Annotated in this window: 16 protein-coding genes and 2 pseudogenes; 11 read left to right on the top strand and 7 right to left on the bottom strand. The window is 62.7% G+C overall.

Annotated features, from left to right (window positions below):
* The first annotated feature begins 116 nt into the window (after positions 1-116).
* From NKH28_RS19505 to NKH28_RS19480, 6 genes and pseudogenes are all read left to right on the top strand, one after another.
* Entirely contained in the window at positions 117-830 is a 714-nt protein-coding gene (locus NKH28_RS19505; protein ID WP_352471895.1) for an ABC transporter permease, read from the top strand.
* A complete protein-coding gene (locus tag NKH28_RS19500; RefSeq protein ID WP_352980091.1) occupies positions 827-1,654 on the top strand; it encodes an ABC transporter permease in 828 nt (275 codons plus the stop codon). The genes NKH28_RS19505 and NKH28_RS19500 overlap by 4 nt, the downstream gene beginning before the upstream one ends.
* 58 nt (positions 1,655-1,712) lie before the next feature.
* Positions 1,713-2,588, top strand: a pseudogene (locus NKH28_RS19495) (NAD(P)-dependent oxidoreductase); the annotation flags it as partial.
* 9 nt (positions 2,589-2,597) lie between these two features.
* Positions 2,598-3,302: a DNA alkylation repair protein gene (locus NKH28_RS19490; RefSeq protein WP_352980089.1), complete on the top strand. Its 705-nt coding sequence runs from the start codon at positions 2,598-2,600 to the stop codon at positions 3,300-3,302.
* Entirely contained in the window at positions 3,262-3,843 is a 582-nt protein-coding gene (locus NKH28_RS19485; protein WP_352980087.1) for a GNAT family N-acetyltransferase, read from the top strand. Before NKH28_RS19490 ends, NKH28_RS19485 begins: the two co-directional genes overlap by 41 nt.
* A 145-nt stretch (positions 3,844-3,988) precedes the next feature.
* The gene (locus NKH28_RS19480; RefSeq protein WP_352980086.1) at positions 3,989-4,477 is read left to right on the top strand and encodes a DUF3299 domain-containing protein; all 489 of its coding nucleotides are present in this window, start codon (positions 3,989-3,991) and stop codon (positions 4,475-4,477) included.
* 11 nt (positions 4,478-4,488) lie between these two features.
* Here the strand turns inward: NKH28_RS19480 and NKH28_RS19475 are convergent, their stop codons facing one another.
* The 4 genes and pseudogenes from NKH28_RS19475 to NKH28_RS19460 form a co-directional block, all read right to left on the bottom strand.
* On the bottom strand, positions 4,489-4,980 hold the full coding sequence (locus NKH28_RS19475) for an Lrp/AsnC family transcriptional regulator (protein WP_023675006.1): 492 nt from the start codon (positions 4,978-4,980) through the stop codon (positions 4,489-4,491).
* 201 nt (positions 4,981-5,181) lie between these two features.
* A pseudogene (locus NKH28_RS19470) lies at positions 5,182-5,799 on the bottom strand (uracil-DNA glycosylase family protein); the annotation flags it as partial.
* A 13-nt stretch (positions 5,800-5,812) separates the two neighbouring features.
* Positions 5,813-6,424 (bottom strand): glutathione S-transferase, encoded by a 612-nt coding sequence (locus tag NKH28_RS19465; RefSeq protein ID WP_352540524.1) that lies wholly within the window; start codon positions 6,422-6,424, stop codon positions 5,813-5,815.
* A gap of 41 nt (positions 6,425-6,465) precedes the next feature.
* A complete protein-coding gene (locus NKH28_RS19460) occupies positions 6,466-7,089 on the bottom strand; it encodes a thermonuclease family protein (protein ID WP_352834905.1) in 624 nt (207 codons plus the stop codon).
* A 75-nt stretch (positions 7,090-7,164) separates the two neighbouring features.
* On the opposite strand from NKH28_RS19460, the gene NKH28_RS19455 reads away from it, so the two are divergent.
* On the top strand, positions 7,165-8,679 hold the full coding sequence (locus tag NKH28_RS19455; RefSeq protein ID WP_352774127.1) for a sensor histidine kinase: 1,515 nt from the start codon (positions 7,165-7,167) through the stop codon (positions 8,677-8,679).
* Positions 8,680-8,683: 4 nt separating this feature from the next.
* Here the strand turns inward: NKH28_RS19455 and NKH28_RS19450 are convergent, their stop codons facing one another.
* Positions 8,684-9,682: a nicotinate-nucleotide--dimethylbenzimidazole phosphoribosyltransferase gene (locus NKH28_RS19450; protein ID WP_352980125.1), complete on the bottom strand. Its 999-nt coding sequence runs from the start codon at positions 9,680-9,682 to the stop codon at positions 8,684-8,686.
* Between the two features lie 197 nt (positions 9,683-9,879).
* On the opposite strand from NKH28_RS19450, the gene NKH28_RS19445 reads away from it, so the two are divergent.
* Positions 9,880-10,113: a DUF1289 domain-containing protein gene (locus NKH28_RS19445; RefSeq protein WP_352471906.1), complete on the top strand. Its 234-nt coding sequence runs from the start codon at positions 9,880-9,882 to the stop codon at positions 10,111-10,113.
* Between the two features lie 13 nt (positions 10,114-10,126).
* Positions 10,127-10,831 carry a TIGR02281 family clan AA aspartic protease gene (locus NKH28_RS19440; RefSeq protein WP_352448873.1) on the top strand — a complete coding sequence of 235 codons (705 nt, stop codon included), beginning with the start codon at positions 10,127-10,129 and terminating at the stop codon, positions 10,829-10,831.
* Positions 10,832-10,839: 8 nt separating this feature from the next.
* Here NKH28_RS19440 and dusA read toward each other — a convergent pair whose 3' ends face one another.
* Positions 10,840-11,832 (bottom strand): tRNA dihydrouridine(20/20a) synthase DusA, encoded by a 993-nt coding sequence (dusA, locus tag NKH28_RS19435; protein ID WP_352815609.1) that lies wholly within the window; start codon positions 11,830-11,832, stop codon positions 10,840-10,842.
* 165 nt (positions 11,833-11,997) lie between these two features.
* On the bottom strand, positions 11,998-12,669 hold the full coding sequence (locus NKH28_RS19430) for a GntR family transcriptional regulator (RefSeq protein ID WP_023674997.1): 672 nt from the start codon (positions 12,667-12,669) through the stop codon (positions 11,998-12,000).
* A 140-nt stretch (positions 12,670-12,809) separates the two neighbouring features.
* Between NKH28_RS19430 and NKH28_RS19425 the strand changes: the two genes are divergently transcribed.
* Positions 12,810-13,397, top strand: coding sequence for an amino acid synthesis family protein (locus NKH28_RS19425; protein ID WP_352815611.1), 588 nt, complete (start codon positions 12,810-12,812; stop codon positions 13,395-13,397).
* Positions 13,390-15,189: an alpha/beta fold hydrolase gene (locus NKH28_RS19420; protein WP_352980082.1), complete on the top strand. Its 1,800-nt coding sequence runs from the start codon at positions 13,390-13,392 to the stop codon at positions 15,187-15,189. The genes NKH28_RS19425 and NKH28_RS19420 overlap by 8 nt, the downstream gene beginning before the upstream one ends.
* The last annotated feature ends 2 nt before the right edge of the window (positions 15,190-15,191 follow it).

The following is a 15,191-nucleotide window of genomic DNA, read 5'->3' as shown; positions in this document are numbered from 1 at the left end:
GACCGACATAGGATGACGTGAACGGCGGGAGATTCCCGCCGTTCTTATAAGGACGCCGCGCACGAGGGGTGATGCGGTACGGGTCTCGAAGAGCCTCAAGGAGAACAGGCAGGCGGATGCAGAGCGCACTGACGCTTCTCAGTTGGGGACCCGAAGGCTGGCTCGACGACATCGCCGCGGGTGTATTTGTCACGGTATGTCTTGCGCTGGCCACCCTGCCTTTCGGGCTGACGCTCGGCTTTTTCGTGGCGCTGGCCAAACAATCGGAAGAGCCGTCGCTGAGACTGGCCGGGAACATCTACACCACGATTTTTCGCGGAATACCCGAGCTGCTCACCCTATTTCTCATCTTCTTCGGCATCCCATTGATCCTGCAGTACATTGTCCGGCTGGTGAGCCCTGGCACCTCCGCCGACGTCAACAGCTTCGTCGCCGGCATGATCGCGCTGTGCTTCATTTTCTCCTCTTATTCCAGCGAGGTGTTTTTATCCGCATTCCGCGCCATTCCAAAAGGGCAATATGAGGGAGGCTATTCGGTTGGCCTGTCCAGCGGCCAGACGATGCGGCTGATCGTGTTGCCGCAGTTGATCCGCATCGCGTTGCCCGGACTTGCCAATCTCTGGCTTATCCTGCTCAAGGACACCGCGCTCGTCTCGGCCGTCGGCCTCAACGAGATCCTCCGGCAGAGCGGGGTTGCCGCTCGCGTCACCAAGCACGCCTTCCTGTTTTACGGTTTTGCCGGCCTGATCTATCTCCTGCTGGCGATCGTCTCCTCCTTCGGCATCAATGCGATCGAACGAGCGGTCGGCAGCAGCGAGGTCAAAAGATGAGCCTGGCCACCGACACGCTGAAGGTCGACCGGCCGCCGCCGCCCGCACGCGGCTGGTCGCGCCAACGCATCCTCGGCCATGTCCTGGTCGGCCTGTGGATCGCTCTCGGCATCGGCATGGTCGTCTACCTGGTCGCTGCGTGGAACCCGGAGTTCTTCCAGAAATATGCACCCGGCTACATATCCGGCCTCGGCATCACCCTGTTGCTGGTTGCCATCTCGATTGTGCTTGGCGCGATCCTGTCGGTGCCGATCGCCTATGCACGCATGTCGAAGAACCCGATCCTTTCGGGGTTCGCCTATGCCTATGTCTATTTCTTTCGCGGCACGCCGCTGTTGGCGCAGACCTTCCTGGTCTACTATGGGGTCGGCTCCTTCCGGCCGGAGCTCGAGATGGTCGGACTGTGGGGCTTCTTCCGCGAAGCGTTCAACTGCGCGATCTTCGCCTTTTCGCTGAATACGGCCGCCTATCAAGCCGAGATTTTGCGTGGCGCAATCGAGAGCGTGCCGAGGGGCCAGTGGGAAGGTGCCGCCTCGCTCGGCCTGCACAAACTGCAGACGATGTGGAAGATCATCCTGCCGCAGGCGCTGATCGTCGCGTTGCGCCCGTATGGCAACGAGATCATCCTGATGATCAAGGGCTCGGCAATCGTCGCCATCATCACGGTCTACGATTTGATGGGCATCACCCGGCTCACCTATGCGCGCACCTTCGACTTTCAGTCGTATATCTGGGCGGCGATCATCTATCTGATCATCGTGGAAACATTGCGTCACGCGGTCGAGTGGATCGAACGGCGCATCACCATCCATCTGCACCGCTGACTCCCATCGCCTTGCCTGATCCGGTAAGAAGACCGCAAAGCAGGCTTCTAAGGGATTCGAAAACATGGCTTCGGTGGCATTTCTTGGTCTTGGCGTCATGGGCTATCCGATGGCCGGGCATCTCAAGAACAAGGGCGGTCACGACGTCACCGTCTACAACCGCACCAGGGCCAAGGCCGAGCAGTGGGTTGCCCAGCATGGCGGCAGCTTCGCCGCGACACCAGCGGAGGCGGCCGCGGGCAAGGACTTCGTCTTTTCCTGCGTCGGCAATGACGACGATCTGCGCTCGGTGACGACCGGCGCCGGAGGCGCCTTCAATTCCATGAAGAAAGGCGCCATCTTCATCGACAATACCACCGCATCGGCGGAGGTCGCGCGCGAACTGGCGCAGCAGTCGGAAGCGCTCGGGTTTGCGTTCCTCGACGCCCCGGTCTCCGGCGGCCAGGCAGGCGCCGAGAACGGCATGCTGACCGTGATGGTCGGCGGCGAGTCCGACGCCTTCGACAGGGCCAAGCCAGTCATAGATGCTTATGCCCGCATGGTCGGATTGATGGGACCGGCCGGGGCTGGCCAGCTCACCAAGATGATCAACCAGATCTGCATCGCCGGCCTCGTTCAGGGCCTGGCCGAGGGCATCCATTTCGGCAAGAAGGCAGGGCTCGACATCGAAAAGGTCATCGAGGTGATTTCCAAGGGTGCGGCCGGTTCCTGGCAGATGGAGAACCGGCACAAGACGATGAATGCCGGCAAATATGATTTCGGCTTCGCCGTCGACTGGATGCGCAAGGATCTTGGCATCTGCCTCGCCGAGGCCGACCGCAACGGCGCCAAACTGCCGGTGACGGCACTTGTCGACCAGTTCTACAAGGACGTGCAGGCGATGGGCGGCAAGCGCTGGGACACGTCCTCGCTGCTGGCGCGGCTGGAGAAATAGGACTTCACCGTGGCCGAGCTTTCGCCTCAATCCAGCGCCGATGAAATCGTTGCTCATCTGCGCTCGATCGCCTCGGAGGAAAATCGGCTTGGCATGCTGCGCTACGGCATCAAGATCGAACGTGCGCTCGGTATCTCGCATGGCGTGCAGCGGCAGATTGCCAAGAAAATCAAGCGCAACCATGAGCGTGCCTTTGAGCTTTGGCAGACAGGCATCATGGAGGCGCAGTTCATCGCTTCCGTGACAGCCGATCCGGAGCGGTTCTCCGCCGCGGATGCAAGACGATGGGCGGCGACTTTCGACTCGTGGGATATCGTCGACGGGGTCTCCGATCTCTTTGTCGACACGGATTGCTGGAAGGAATTGATCGCCGAATTCGCGGTCGACGAACGGGAATTCGTTCGACGCACGGCTTTTGCGATGATGGCCTGGTCGGTGGTCCACCGGAAGAAGGAACCCGAGACGACCTTCCTCGAATTCTTGCCGATCATCGAAGCGCATGCGACCGACGCCCGCAATTTTGTGAAGAAGGCCGTGAACTGGGCGCTTCGTTCGATCGGCAAGCGATCGATGAATTTGCACGGCCCTGCCCTTGCCGTGGCGCTAAAACTGGCGGCCTCGACAGACAGGACCGCACGCTGGATCGGCAAGGACGCCGTGAAGGAACTTTCCGATGCCAAGACGCTCGAGCGGCTCGCCGCCAGAAAAGCTTGACCTGAGCGAAGTGCGCTTCACGGAGGTGAAGCAATCGACGCGCGCCGATTTCGAAAACCTGTTCGAGCAACCCGGCGGGCCGAAATACTGCTGGTGTATGGCTTGGCGCAATCTCGACCGCCGCGAGCATGTCGAGAACGACGAGAAGAAACGCGCGATGATGACGCTGATCGACGCCGGCACGCCGGTCGGCATTGTCGCCCAGATCGATGGCCGGACCGTCGGCTGGTGCTCGATTGCGCCGCGCGAGACCTACCGCAAGCTGTCACGGCAGCAGGACGATAGCGAGATGGGCATCTGGTCGATCGTCTGCTTCTTTGTGCCGAGAGCGTTGCGCGGCGGCGGGCTGGCAAGCGCATTGCTCGACGCGGTCATCGATCACGCCTTTGCCAAAGGCGCCAGGACGATCGAAGCCTATCCCGTCGACCAGGCTTCGCCGAGCTACAGCTTCATGGGTTTTCGCGACATGTTCGTCGCCCGCGGCTTTCGCGAGATCGGCATGACCGGCTCGCGCCGGCATGTGATGCGGCTTGAGCGTTGACCTGTGAGGCAGCGGCAGCTTTACTTGATGTCCGCAGATCAAGGCTCAACGGCGGAGCAGCGATGAGCAACCGTTTAAATCAGGCACGATCATGGCAACTGCCTTGTTGGCGTCCGCGATCGCGGCAAGCGCTTCCACTGGGACCATGCACATTTTCTGGAAGGATCTGCGCCCGGCGACCCAGGCAGCCGCCGAAAGCGTCGGACTGCCGATGATCGCGGCCAAAATGCCGGATCGTGGCGAGACGCTCTCACTCGACTTGCAGGACAAGACCGTGCAACTCGCAGGCTATGCGCTGCCGGTCGACCGCGATGGTGATCTCGTCTACCAATTCCTGCTGGTGCCGTGGACGGGAGCCTGCAGCCACATGCCGACGCCGCCGCCCAACCAGATCGTCCTCGTCACGCCTGCACAGCCTTACAGGATGTCCGAGGCCTACCAGCCGGTTTCGGTGACCGGCGCATTATGGCCGGGCATGGAGAAGAGCCAGCTTTTCATCCTCGACGGCGTCAGTGTCATCCAGTCGGGCTACACCGTGCGCAAGGCCGAGGTGGTTAACGTCGACGCCGTGCCGGACACGATCACGCTGCCGGTCAACTCGCCCTGGAGTTTCCTCAACAAAAAGAAGAACTAAACAGAAAAATCTCAGGCGGCGTTGGCGCCGGACTCCTTGTCGAGCATCATGTAATCCAGCGGCATCTCGGTCGTGTATTTGATCTGCTCCATGGCGAAGGAAGACGACACGTCGCGGATCTCGATCTTGGCGATCAGCCGCTTGTAGAAGGCGTCGTAGGCGGCGATATCGGGCACCACGACGCGCAAGAGATAGTCGACGTCGCCGCTCATGCGATAGAATTCGACCACTTCCGGGAATTCCTGGATGACCTCCGAAAAGCGCCGCAGCCATTCATGGCTGTGCGAATTGGTGCGGATCGAGACGAACACCGTTACCCGCACGTTGACCTTTTCATGATCGAGGATGGCGACGCGCCGCTTGATGACGCCCTCTTCCTCGAGCTTCTGGATGCGCCGCCAGCACGGCGTCGTCGACAGGCCGACCTTCTTGGCGACGTCGGCGACTGCAAGCGTCGCATCCTCCTGCAGGAGGCGGAGAATTTTTCTATCAAGGCGGTCCATTGGGTGCTCCCCTGATGCAAGTCGTCCAAGTGCGCAGCGGCCTTGGCACAACGACATGCATAAAAACAAGAATTTAACGCGCGTCCCCTCATGCGCGACGCGCTTCGAGGAATGGATTACCATAATCCCTCTTGCTCGAGCCTATTACAAGAAAGAAATTCTGCCGCATAGTGCGAAAGCGAGTGATTTCTTGCTGAATGCCTAGCCGAGGCGATAGCGGATTTCCGATCTCAGAAAGGGCAGCAAATCCATTTCAAACCATGGATTGCGCTTCAGCCAGCCGGTGTTGCGCCAGGACGGGTGCGGCAGCGGCAGGACTTTCGGGTCGGTTGCCGCCGCCCAGATGGCACGCCAATCCATGACCGTTTCCGTCAGCGAGGGACGGCGCGCCGCGCCCATATGCCAGCTTTGCGCGTAGATGCCGATCGTCAGCACCATATCGACTTGCGGCATCAGCGCCATCAGCGATGTGCGCCAGGCCGGCGCACATTCGCGGCGCGGCGGCAGGTCGGCGCCCCTGGCGTCCTGACCGGGAAAGCAAAAGCCCATCGGCACGATGGCAAACTTGTCCGTGTCATAGAATTCCTCGCTGCCGACGCCCAGCCAGCTTCGCAGCCGGTCGCCGGAGGCGTCGGTGAACGGCATCCCTGTAATGTGAACCTTGGTACCCGGCGCCTGGCTGGCGATCAGGATACGCGCACTCGACGATGGCCTGAGCACCGGACGCGGCTGGTGCGGCAACGGCCTGCCGGCCGGGTTATCGACGCAGGTGCGGCAGGCGCGTACCCTCGCCGCCAAGGCTTCCAGCTCTTCGCTCATTCGGAACTCGTTGTCAGGCGGCGGCACTCGGCCGGCTGGAGATTTCCCGATGCCAGCGCAGCACGTTCGTGCACTCTTCGGGTACCTTGATGCGAGCCGGCTTCATGAAGTCGATGGCGACCAGCCCGGTGATGTCGGCGATCGAATAGGCATCGCCGGCGACGAATTCCCTGCCGGCGAGCTCAGTGTCCAGAAATCTCAGGAATTCGATCGCCTTCGGCTTGTTGGCCTCGCCCCATTCGGGGATTTGCGGGATCTCCCATTCCCTCATTGCGGGGTGGATGTGCCGGAACGCCGCAGCGACGCAGCCGAACAGATTGAACTCCACACGTCTTTGCCACATCTCGACGATCGCCTTGCCGAGCGCGCCACGCCCGAACAAAGCCGGCTCGGGGTGCAGTTCCTCGAAGTAACGACAGATTGCGACGGATTCGGTGATGACAGTGCCGTCGTCGAGCTCGAGCACCGGTAGACGCTTCAGCGGATTGCGCGAGCTGACCGGCTGCTCTTTGTGCTCCAGCGCGCCCATGTCGACGGGCACCAGCGGAACCTGAAGTCCCTTTTCGGCCAGAAAAATCCGAACCCGGCGTGGATTGGGCGCACGCCCGCCGTCGAACAGCTTCATCTCTATCCTCCTCGTCCGTCTCGACGAACTATAGGCACAGCTCACCAGAAGCGAAAAATTTCGCGCAAGGCGTCGCCGATCGACGCCAAGGTACCGTGCTTTCTTTCAACCAGCTCATGGCCGTGGCTCTCGCGCCAGTTCTTCGGCTCGTCGAAAGTTCCGGCCCAGATGCCGGCTTTGCCCGCGCGCGCAGCAGCTTCCTCGGTCTCGAAATCGCCAAAGGCGACCGCCCAGCCGGCCTCGACCTGCGCGCGGTTGAGATCCTTGCCGCCGGCCTTGCAGTCGCCGAGCAGCCTGCCGTAGCGGTCGCGCTGCCAGCCGCTGCAGGAGACGGCTTTGCCGGCGATCAACCGCACCAGGGACTGCCGCGCGAGCTTGCCGCAAGGATAGTCGGCACCGTCCTTGCGGCAGATTTGCGAATATTCCGGCGCGTCGATGCCACGCATGCGGATACGCTCGCCGCCGAGCGTGATGCTATCGCCGTCATTGACGGTGGCCGCGCCCTCCGTCTTGCGCGTCTCGATCCGGTCGAGGCGCGCCGCCAGGAGGATCGCCAGGCCGAGCACGATGAGTGTCAGCCCATAGTCCATCAGTCGGCGCCACAGGCTTCGCGGACGTGGCGCATAGTATCGCTGGCGAGGCCATTGCGACCACGAACGGCTCATATGGCAAACCGTTGGTTAATCATTCGAACGTAGCTTAACGATTTGAAATTGCTGCCCGCGTAAATTGAAGACTTCATGCCCCTGCAACGCTCGACCATGGCAGACAAGTTTATTGTGGACCGCAGGAAACGCCATCGCAACAGCGATGTCGCGCGCGCGGTGCGCAAGACGCGCGACCGTCTTTCGCAGCAAGCCGGAAATCCCGACTTCGACCGCGAGCTGTTGAAGCTCCACGCGCTTTCGATGACCGGCGGCGTGATCGTCATTCCGCTGCTCATCCTGGCAACGGCCGCGGCAGGCTTGTTCGCGGGCATCGGCAAGGAGATCGGCGTCTGGGCGCTGTTCACATTCATCTGCTATACCATCGTTGCATTCATGGCCAGACGCGTCACTCAAGCGTCCGAGCTCAACCCGCTGGAAACGCATAGGGATTTCCTGATCGGCCATTTTCTGTGCGGGCTTGGCTGGGCCTGGTTCGCATGGCTCGGCTGCGAAGCTTGCCAAATGGATCAGTTCCAGGTCGCCAAGGCGGTGGTGCTGCTGCTCGCCATGTCGGCAACCGCGATCCTGGCCTCGTCCCTGCGCGGTGCGCTGTTGGCGACCTTCGCCCTCCCGGTCGCCATCTATGCTTATGCCAGTGCGAAATTATGGATGCCGGTCGAGGCGATCATGGCAGGCTTGCTGATCTCCTCGTTGCCTTTCTTCGCCTATGTAGCGCGCCAGCTCAACCGTTCCTCGCTGATGCTGCTGTCGTTCCGCTCCGAAAAGGATGCGCTGATTGCCGAACTGGAGACGGCGAAATCGATGTCGGACGAGGCACGGCGGCGGGCGGAAGACGCCAATCTGGCGAAATCGCGTTTCCTGGCCTCGATGAGCCACGAACTGCGCACACCGCTCAATGCCATTCTCGGCTTTTCCGAAGTGATGGCCAACGAGGTGCTCGGCCCGATGAGCAACCCGACCTATCGCGACTATGCCCGTGACGTGCACGACTCCGGACAGCATCTGCTCGACCTGATCAACGAAATTCTCGATTTGTCGCGCATCGAAGCGGGCCGCTACCAGCTCAACGAGGAGCCGATGATGCTGCTCTCAGTCGTCGAGGATTGCTGCCACATGATGGAGCTGAAGGCGCGCAACAAGGACATCCGCATCGTCCAGGATTTCGAAAACGCCTTGCCGCGCTTGTTCGCCGACGAACGCGCGGTGCGGCAGATTGCGCTCAACCTGTTGTCCAATGCCATAAAGTTCACCGCCACCGGCGGCGAAATCCGCGTGCGCGTCGGCTGGACGGCGGGCGGCGGGCAATATCTCTCCGTCAAGGACAATGGGCCGGGCATACCGGAAGACGAGATTCCGATCGTGCTTTCGGCCTTCGGCCAGGGCTCGATCGCCATCAAGAGCGCCGAACAGGGCACCGGGCTTGGCCTGCCGATCGTGCAAGGCTTGCTGGCCATGCATGGCGGCGAATTCCAGCTCCATTCCAGGCTGCGCGAAGGCACCGAGGCGATCGCCATCTTCCCGCTGAGCCGGGTGATGGAGGAACTGCCGGCGCTGCCGACCAAGGCGGTGGCCTCGCGCCGGCGCTGAATGCTCAACCGCGGACCGCCGCTGCCATGCCGGAGCTGGTCAGCGCGGCCGCCTTGATCAGGCCGGCGGCAAGAGCCGCCCCTACCGCCTCGCCTTGACTGACGCCCAGATCGAGCAGCGGGCGAAGGCCGAGGCGCTCGGCGGCCTTGGCATGACCAGGCTCCGGCGACAGGCTTGCGAGGAGACAATGATCGAGCGCGGCGGGGTTGGCGGCATGTAGGACACCAGCGGCGGCAGTCACCGCAAACCCATCGAGCAGCACCGGGATCTTCTGCATCCGCGCCGCCAGAATGGCGCCGCAGATCGCGGCGAATTCCCGCCCGCCGACCCGGCGCAGCGCTTCCAGCGGGTCCTTGAGGCTCGCGCCGTGAAACGCGACCGCGGCATCGACCACCTCCGCCTTGCGCCTCTGCATCGCCGCGTCTGCCCCTGATCCAGGGCCGATCCAGTCGGCGCCGGTGCCGCCGAACAGTGCCGTGCAAAGGGCCGCGGCGACAGTCGAATTGCCGACGCCGAGGTCGCCAAGGCAAAGCAGGTCGGTGCCGCCGGCAATCGCTTCCATGCCGAAGGCCATGGTAGCGGCACAACCGCGCTCGTCCAGTGCCGCATCCTCGGTAATGTCGGTTGTCGGGATGTGCAGAGCCAGATCGAACACCTTCAAGCCGAGATCGTTGGCGATGCAGATCTGGTTGATTGCTGCACCGCCGGCGGCGCAGAGCTCGACTGCATTTGCCGTGGCGGCGGCCGGGCGCGGTGAAATGCCGTGGCGGGTGACGCCATGATTGCCGGCAAAGATCGCCACCAATGGCCGCGTCACCGCCGGCGGCGCGCGGCCGCTCCACCCGGCAAGCCAGGCGGCGATGTCCTCGATGCGGCCAAGCGAGCCTTTGGGCTTGTCTGCCTTGGCAAACAACTGGCGCACGCGGGCCTTGGCCGCCATATCTCCCGGCGGCAGGCTCACCAGGAGGTCGCGAAAATCGTCGAAAGGCAGCGCGCTGGTCATGTCGATGGCGATCGTCCGTGTGAATTGGTGAGCGGCATAGCCGCCTTGGCCAGCCGGCACAACCTCAAGCCGGCACAAGCTCCAGGCCTGGTACAACTTCGAGGTATTGACGCGAAAGCACCCGTTGGCGGCGCTTCCCGGAGGGCTTGTATTGACTTTGTCGTTGCACCATGTGGAGGCTAGCCAAGGAAATCCTTATGACGGCCATTGAATCCCCGTGCATCCTGGTCTGCTCGATCGATATGAAAACCGGCTTCTGTTTCGGTTGCGGGCGCACGCGCGCGGAAATCGCCGCCTGGATCGACATGACCCCGCAAACCCGCCGCAGCGTCATGGCCGAGCTGCCGGCAAGGCTGGAAACGGTCGAGCGACGCCCCCGCCGGGAAACCCGTCGCAGCCGCATGGCACGCGAACGCGACGCCCTCTCGTGAACTGGCCGCAGAGATGAACCGACTATTGTGGATTCTGATCGTCGCGATCGGGGCGGGTGTACTCCTGCTCATGCTCAACGATTCCGCCGGCAGTACATTCGGCATTGAGAATTACGATTTCAGCCAGCTGATCTGGCTTGGCGCTTTAGCGGCGCTCGTCGGCGCCGGCCTGCTCAGATCGGGCAGACCGTTAGGCACCATGGCCCGCAGCCTCGGCGCCTGGGGTGCCATCGTGCTGGCGCTGATTGCCGGCTATCAGTACCGCTATGAGTTGCAGGATTTCGCCAGCCGCGTCACCGCCGGCCTTGTTCCCGGCAGTCCGCTGGCGCTGGGCGTGGAAGAAGGCCATGCCACCGTCACCCTGGACAAGGCCGGCAGCGGCCATTTCGAAGCGCGCGTCACGATCAACGGCACGCCGATCCTGACGGTTGTCGATACCGGCGCGACCAGCACCGTTCTGACCGCCGAGGACGCGCTGGCGGTCGGGTTCAATTCGGCGGCTCTCCGCTTCACCATACCAATCTCTACCGCCAACGGCATGACACGCGCGGCGGCGGTGCGAACCGACGAACTGTCGATCGGCGGCATCGTGCGCAAGGACATGCCCATCATGATCGCCGCACCCGGCACGCTCGGCCAGAGCCTGCTCGGCATGAATTTCATCGGCTCGCTATCGGGCTTCGACGTACGTGGCGATCGCATGATTTTGCGGGATTGAGTTTTTCCTCAGGCCGCCTCTGCGGTCCGGCCGAAATCGACCTCTGCAAAAGCCGCCTTGAGCACCTGCGGTCCGGCACCCGGCCTTGTCGCATCGGTGGACAGGATCTGCCGATAGCGGCGTGCACCGGGCAGGCCGTGAAACAGCCCGACCATGTGCCGGGTGACATGCCCGAGGCGTCCGCCCTGCTCGATATGGCGTGACGCGTAATCCGCCATGGCATCGATCAGTGCGACAAAATCGAACGACTCAGCTGTGCTGCCGTAAAACGCGGCATCGATGCCGGTGAGTATCCCTGGCGTGTGATAGGCGGCGCGGCCGAGCATGGCGCCATCGACATGGTCGAGATGCGTCAGCGCCTCTGCGAGAGATTGAATACCGCCATTGATGCCGATGAATTTGTTTTGTTTTCTGGCTTTCAGCCGATAGACGCGGCCATAGTCGAGCGGCGGGATGTCGCGATTTTCCTTTGGGCTCAGTCCTTCCAGCCAGGCCTTGCGGGCGTGCACCCACAGCGCGTCGGCGCCGGCCGCGAAAACACCATCGGCCAACGCATCGAGTGCCGGTTCCGGATCCTGCTCATCGACGCCGATGCGGCACTTGACGGTGACCGGTATTTTCACCGCCGCCTTCATTGCGGCGACGCAATCCGCGACGAGCACGGGCGTCTTCATCAGGCACGCGCCGAAGGTGCCCGACTGGACGCGGTCGGACGGGCAGCCGACATTGAGGTTGATTTCATCATAGCCGAAGGCTTCGCCGATGCGCGCCGCCTCGGCCAGCTTTCCCGGATCGGCGCCGCCGAGTTGCAGCGCCAACGGATGTTCGTTGTCGTCGAAGCCAAGCAGCCGCTCGCGTGCGCCGTGGATGACCGCATCGGCCACCACCATCTCGGTATAGAGCAGCGCCTCGCGCGTCAGCTGGCGATGGAAGAACCGGCAGTGCCGGTCCGTCCAATCCATCATCGGCGCCACGGCAACTTTGTGGCGTAACATGTTCATTTTACTACTTTTCTGTCTCAGTCCGTTCGAAAGATGCGCACACCTAACTGAACCGATATACGATTTTGCCGCCGCAACTGAAAGCAAATTGGCATGTCACACATGTCACTGTACGCACCAGTTAGATGCCTGCCGTGGAACGATGGACCGCCGGCGGCATACCAGTCAGCCAAGGCGAAGCGTGTTGCGGGCGATCTGCCACGCGGATTCGACATGCCGCCGCGCCGCCTCCTCCGCCTCGTCCGGCTTGCGCGAGCGGATTGCATCCATGATTTCGGTCATTTCGGCGATCGCCGGCTCGCGGCGGTTCTCCGACGCGATCGTCATTGAGCGGAGCTGGTTGATGCGGACATTCAGCCCCGTCACGATTTCCCAGGCAATGCGCTTGTCCGCCGCCTCGAACAGCGTTTCGTAGAACTTGGTCGTTGCCCGCATCACCTCGACAGGCGCACCGGACGCCCACGCCTCAAGCAGGTTAGTCAAGGCGGCATCGAGCGAGGCGATCTGCGCGTCCGTGGCTGTCAGGGCGCAAGCCCGCGCCGCGATGCCCTCGAGCAGCGCCCGCAATTCATAGATTTCGTCGGTGCGGCCGAGATCCGGCTTGGCCACGGCGGGTCCGTGGCCCGGTATCATCTGCACCAGGCCTTCCGCCTCCAGCTGCCGCAGCACCTCGCGCACGACGGAACGGCTTACCCCGAGCTGATCGCATAGCGGCCGCTCGACCAGCCTTTCGCCAGGCTGGAAATGGAAGCCCATGATCGCCTCACGCATGCGCTCCAGCGCCAGCGTCCTCAGCGTCTTGGCAGAGCGGTCGATCCGCAGCGTATCGCCTGACATTTTCTCTCCCTACCCCGATCCGGCCACAAAACAGATTCCATAGCCGATTGACAAGGCTTCTGGTGCTCCATAGTATGGTATACCATAAGATGATGTAAAGATTTCGGCGTTGCACAGCGCCGCGGCGACCGAGGACTTTCATGAAACCAGCCATTCGAAAGATCGTCACCTACATCGAGAACACGCTAATCGAGGGCGGCAAGGAAGCCCCAAAACCGCTGCGTCTGATCGGTGTCGCCGCTGTGCTGACAAATCCTTGGGCCGGCCGCGGTTTCACCGACGACCTGTCGCCGGAGATCCGCGCCATTGCTCCCGTCCTCGGTGAACTGCTGACCCGCGAGATTATCGCCGTTGCCGGTTCCGGCGAGGCGATAGAGGGCTACGGCAAGGCCGCGGTCTGCGGCACGGCGGGCGAGATCGAGCATGCATCGGCGCTGATCCATACGCTGCATTTCGGCAACCATTACCGTCGCGCGGTCGGCGCCAAGACCTATCTCGCCTTCACCAATCTGCGCGGAGGGCCGAACACCCCGATCATGATCCCGCTGATGGACAAGAACGACGAAGGCCGCCGCTCCCACTATCTGACCATACATTTCCAGATCGGCGACGCGCCCGCGCCCGACGAGCTGGTGGTGGCGCTTGGCGCTTCGATTGGCGGCCGCCCGCACCATCGTATCGGCGACCGCTATCAGGACCTCAAGGAGGTCGGAGACCTGCATGGCTGACGTCGCTGCCACCGCATGGGTCCGGAACACGGCTCCGGACGGCACCGGCTTCATCCGCGCCGGCTCCGGCGCGCCGGTTCTGCTCATTCACGGTGTCGGCATGAACGCCGCAATCTGGCACGATCAGATCGTGGCGATGAAACACCATCATGACCTGATCGCCATCGACATGCTCGGCCACGGCGTTTCACCGCTGCCGCCGGAAGAAGCCAGCCTGTCGGATTTCGCCGATCAGGCGGTTCGCCTTCTCGACCATCTCGGCGTGGCGTCGGTGTCGATCGTTGGCCATTCGATGGGCGCGCTGGTCGCTCTGGAGATCGCCCTTCGCACCCCATCGCGCGTTCGCTCCATCGTCTGTCTCAATGCGGTATTCCGCCGCCCCGCGGCCTTGGCGCAGGCCGTACGCGAGCGTGCGGCCGCGCTCGGCACCCATGGCAACCCTTCCGCCATTGCGGCTACGCTTGCCCGCTGGTTCGGCGACCCGCTGCCGGCGAATCTTATCGGGGCGGCCTCTACCGCGCGCGCCGCCCTTGAAAGGGTCGACCCCGAAGGCTACGCGCGCACCTATCGCCTCTTTGCCCATGCCGATGCCGAGCATGCTGATGCTCTCCCCGGTCTTGCCGCGCCGGCCCTGTTCATGACCGGGTCGCAGGACAGCAATTCGACCCCGGCCATGTCGGCGGCGATGGCGAGGCTTGCGCCGCACGGCCAATGCCTCGTGCTCAATGGAGAAAGGCATATGATGGCAATGGCTTCACCTGAAAAAGTGACCAAACACATCATGGATTTTCTCGACACGGCAGGAGACGCTGGCGTGAAGCCGGAGACGGATGCAGTCTTTGACAGCGGCGAATTCCGGCGCGCGCTCGGCTCGTTCCTGACCGGTGTCACCATCGTCACAACGATCGGAGCGGAAGGCGAACCGCGCGGCTTCACCGCCAACTCCTTCACCTCGGTCTCGCTCGAGCCGCCGCTGGTGCTTGTCTGCATCGCCAAGAGGGCCCTGGGGCACAGTGCTTTTTCGACATCGAGAGGTTTCGCCATCAACATCCTGTCGGAGGACCAGAAGGCCCATTCCGGCATCTTCGCTTCCAAAGCAGCGGACAAGTTCGCGGCCGTGGCCTGGCAGCCGGGCCGGACCGGCAATCCGCTGATCGACGGCTCCGTTGCGGTGTTCGATTGCGGCATGGAGCAGCTGGTCGATGCTGGCGATCACTCGATCCTCATCGGCCGCGTCCACGACTTCAGCCACAACGGAGCCCAGCCCCTCGGTTATTGCAGAGGCACCTACGTCACGCCCGGCCTCAGCCAGGAGGCGCTGGCGGCGGCGCCCCCCAATACGGAGGTCGGCGCCATTCTCGAGAACGAGGGCCGTGTGCTGTTCTTCGCAACGGCCGACGGGTTTCATGAATTGCCTGCGGGGCGCGGACTGGGCACGCCCAACGATGCGCGCAGCCTCAAGGGGCGCCTTGCCGCCAGGGCCATAGACGCCCAGCTCGGCTTCCTTTTCGCGGTGTGGGACGATGCCGCCGAACCCTGGCGCACGCATGTTTATTATCGCGGAACGGCCGAGGGGTCCTATTCCGACGATCGCCAGATGCGGCTTGTCGACATCGAGCAGATCGCCGATCTGGAGATCGCCGATCCCGCGGTGCGTTCGATGCTTGCCCGCTATGCGCGCGAACGCACGGAAGATGCATTCGGCGTCTATGTCGGCAACGAGGTCGAAGGCGAAGTCCGGCCGCTCGCCAAGTCCTCGCCTTCTCAAATTTCTCTTTCCGGCCGCGGGTGAAG

It is taken from the genome of Mesorhizobium sp. M1227 (assembly GCF_040318315.1).
In the GTDB taxonomy this organism is placed as follows: Bacteria; Pseudomonadota; Alphaproteobacteria; order Rhizobiales; family Rhizobiaceae; genus Mesorhizobium.
Note: the sequence above shows the minus strand (reverse complement) of the source record. Positions and strands in the feature narration are given on the sequence as shown.

Coding starts and splice junctions, on each gene's coding strand:
- NKH28_RS19460 (WP_352834905.1), bottom strand. CDS start 7,089: ATGAGCCGTTCGTGGTCGCAATGGCCTCGCCAGCGATACTATGCGCCA.
- NKH28_RS19440 (WP_352448873.1), top strand. CDS start 10,127: ATGAACCGACTATTGTGGATTCTGATCGTCGCGATCGGGGCGGGTGTA.
- NKH28_RS19450 (WP_352980125.1), bottom strand. CDS start 9,682: ATGACCAGCGCGCTGCCTTTCGACGATTTTCGCGACCTCCTGGTGAGC.
- dusA (WP_352815609.1), bottom strand. CDS start 11,832: ATGAACATGTTACGCCACAAAGTTGCCGTGGCGCCGATGATGGATTGG.
- NKH28_RS19500 (WP_352980091.1), top strand. CDS start 827: ATGAGCCTGGCCACCGACACGCTGAAGGTCGACCGGCCGCCGCCGCCC.
- NKH28_RS19420 (WP_352980082.1), top strand. CDS start 13,390: ATGGCTGACGTCGCTGCCACCGCATGGGTCCGGAACACGGCTCCGGAC.
- NKH28_RS19430 (WP_023674997.1), bottom strand. CDS start 12,669: ATGTCAGGCGATACGCTGCGGATCGACCGCTCTGCCAAGACGCTGAGG.
- NKH28_RS19455 (WP_352774127.1), top strand. CDS start 7,165: ATGCCCCTGCAACGCTCGACCATGGCAGACAAGTTTATTGTGGACCGC.
- NKH28_RS19475 (WP_023675006.1), bottom strand. CDS start 4,980: ATGGACCGCCTTGATAGAAAAATTCTCCGCCTCCTGCAGGAGGATGCG.
- NKH28_RS19480 (WP_352980086.1), top strand. CDS start 3,989: ATGCACATTTTCTGGAAGGATCTGCGCCCGGCGACCCAGGCAGCCGCC.
- NKH28_RS19505 (WP_352471895.1), top strand. CDS start 117: ATGCAGAGCGCACTGACGCTTCTCAGTTGGGGACCCGAAGGCTGGCTC.
- NKH28_RS19425 (WP_352815611.1), top strand. CDS start 12,810: ATGAAACCAGCCATTCGAAAGATCGTCACCTACATCGAGAACACGCTA.
- NKH28_RS19445 (WP_352471906.1), top strand. CDS start 9,880: ATGACGGCCATTGAATCCCCGTGCATCCTGGTCTGCTCGATCGATATG.
- NKH28_RS19465 (WP_352540524.1), bottom strand. CDS start 6,424: ATGAAGCTGTTCGACGGCGGGCGTGCGCCCAATCCACGCCGGGTTCGG.
- NKH28_RS19485 (WP_352980087.1), top strand. CDS start 3,262: ATGCCAAGACGCTCGAGCGGCTCGCCGCCAGAAAAGCTTGACCTGAGC.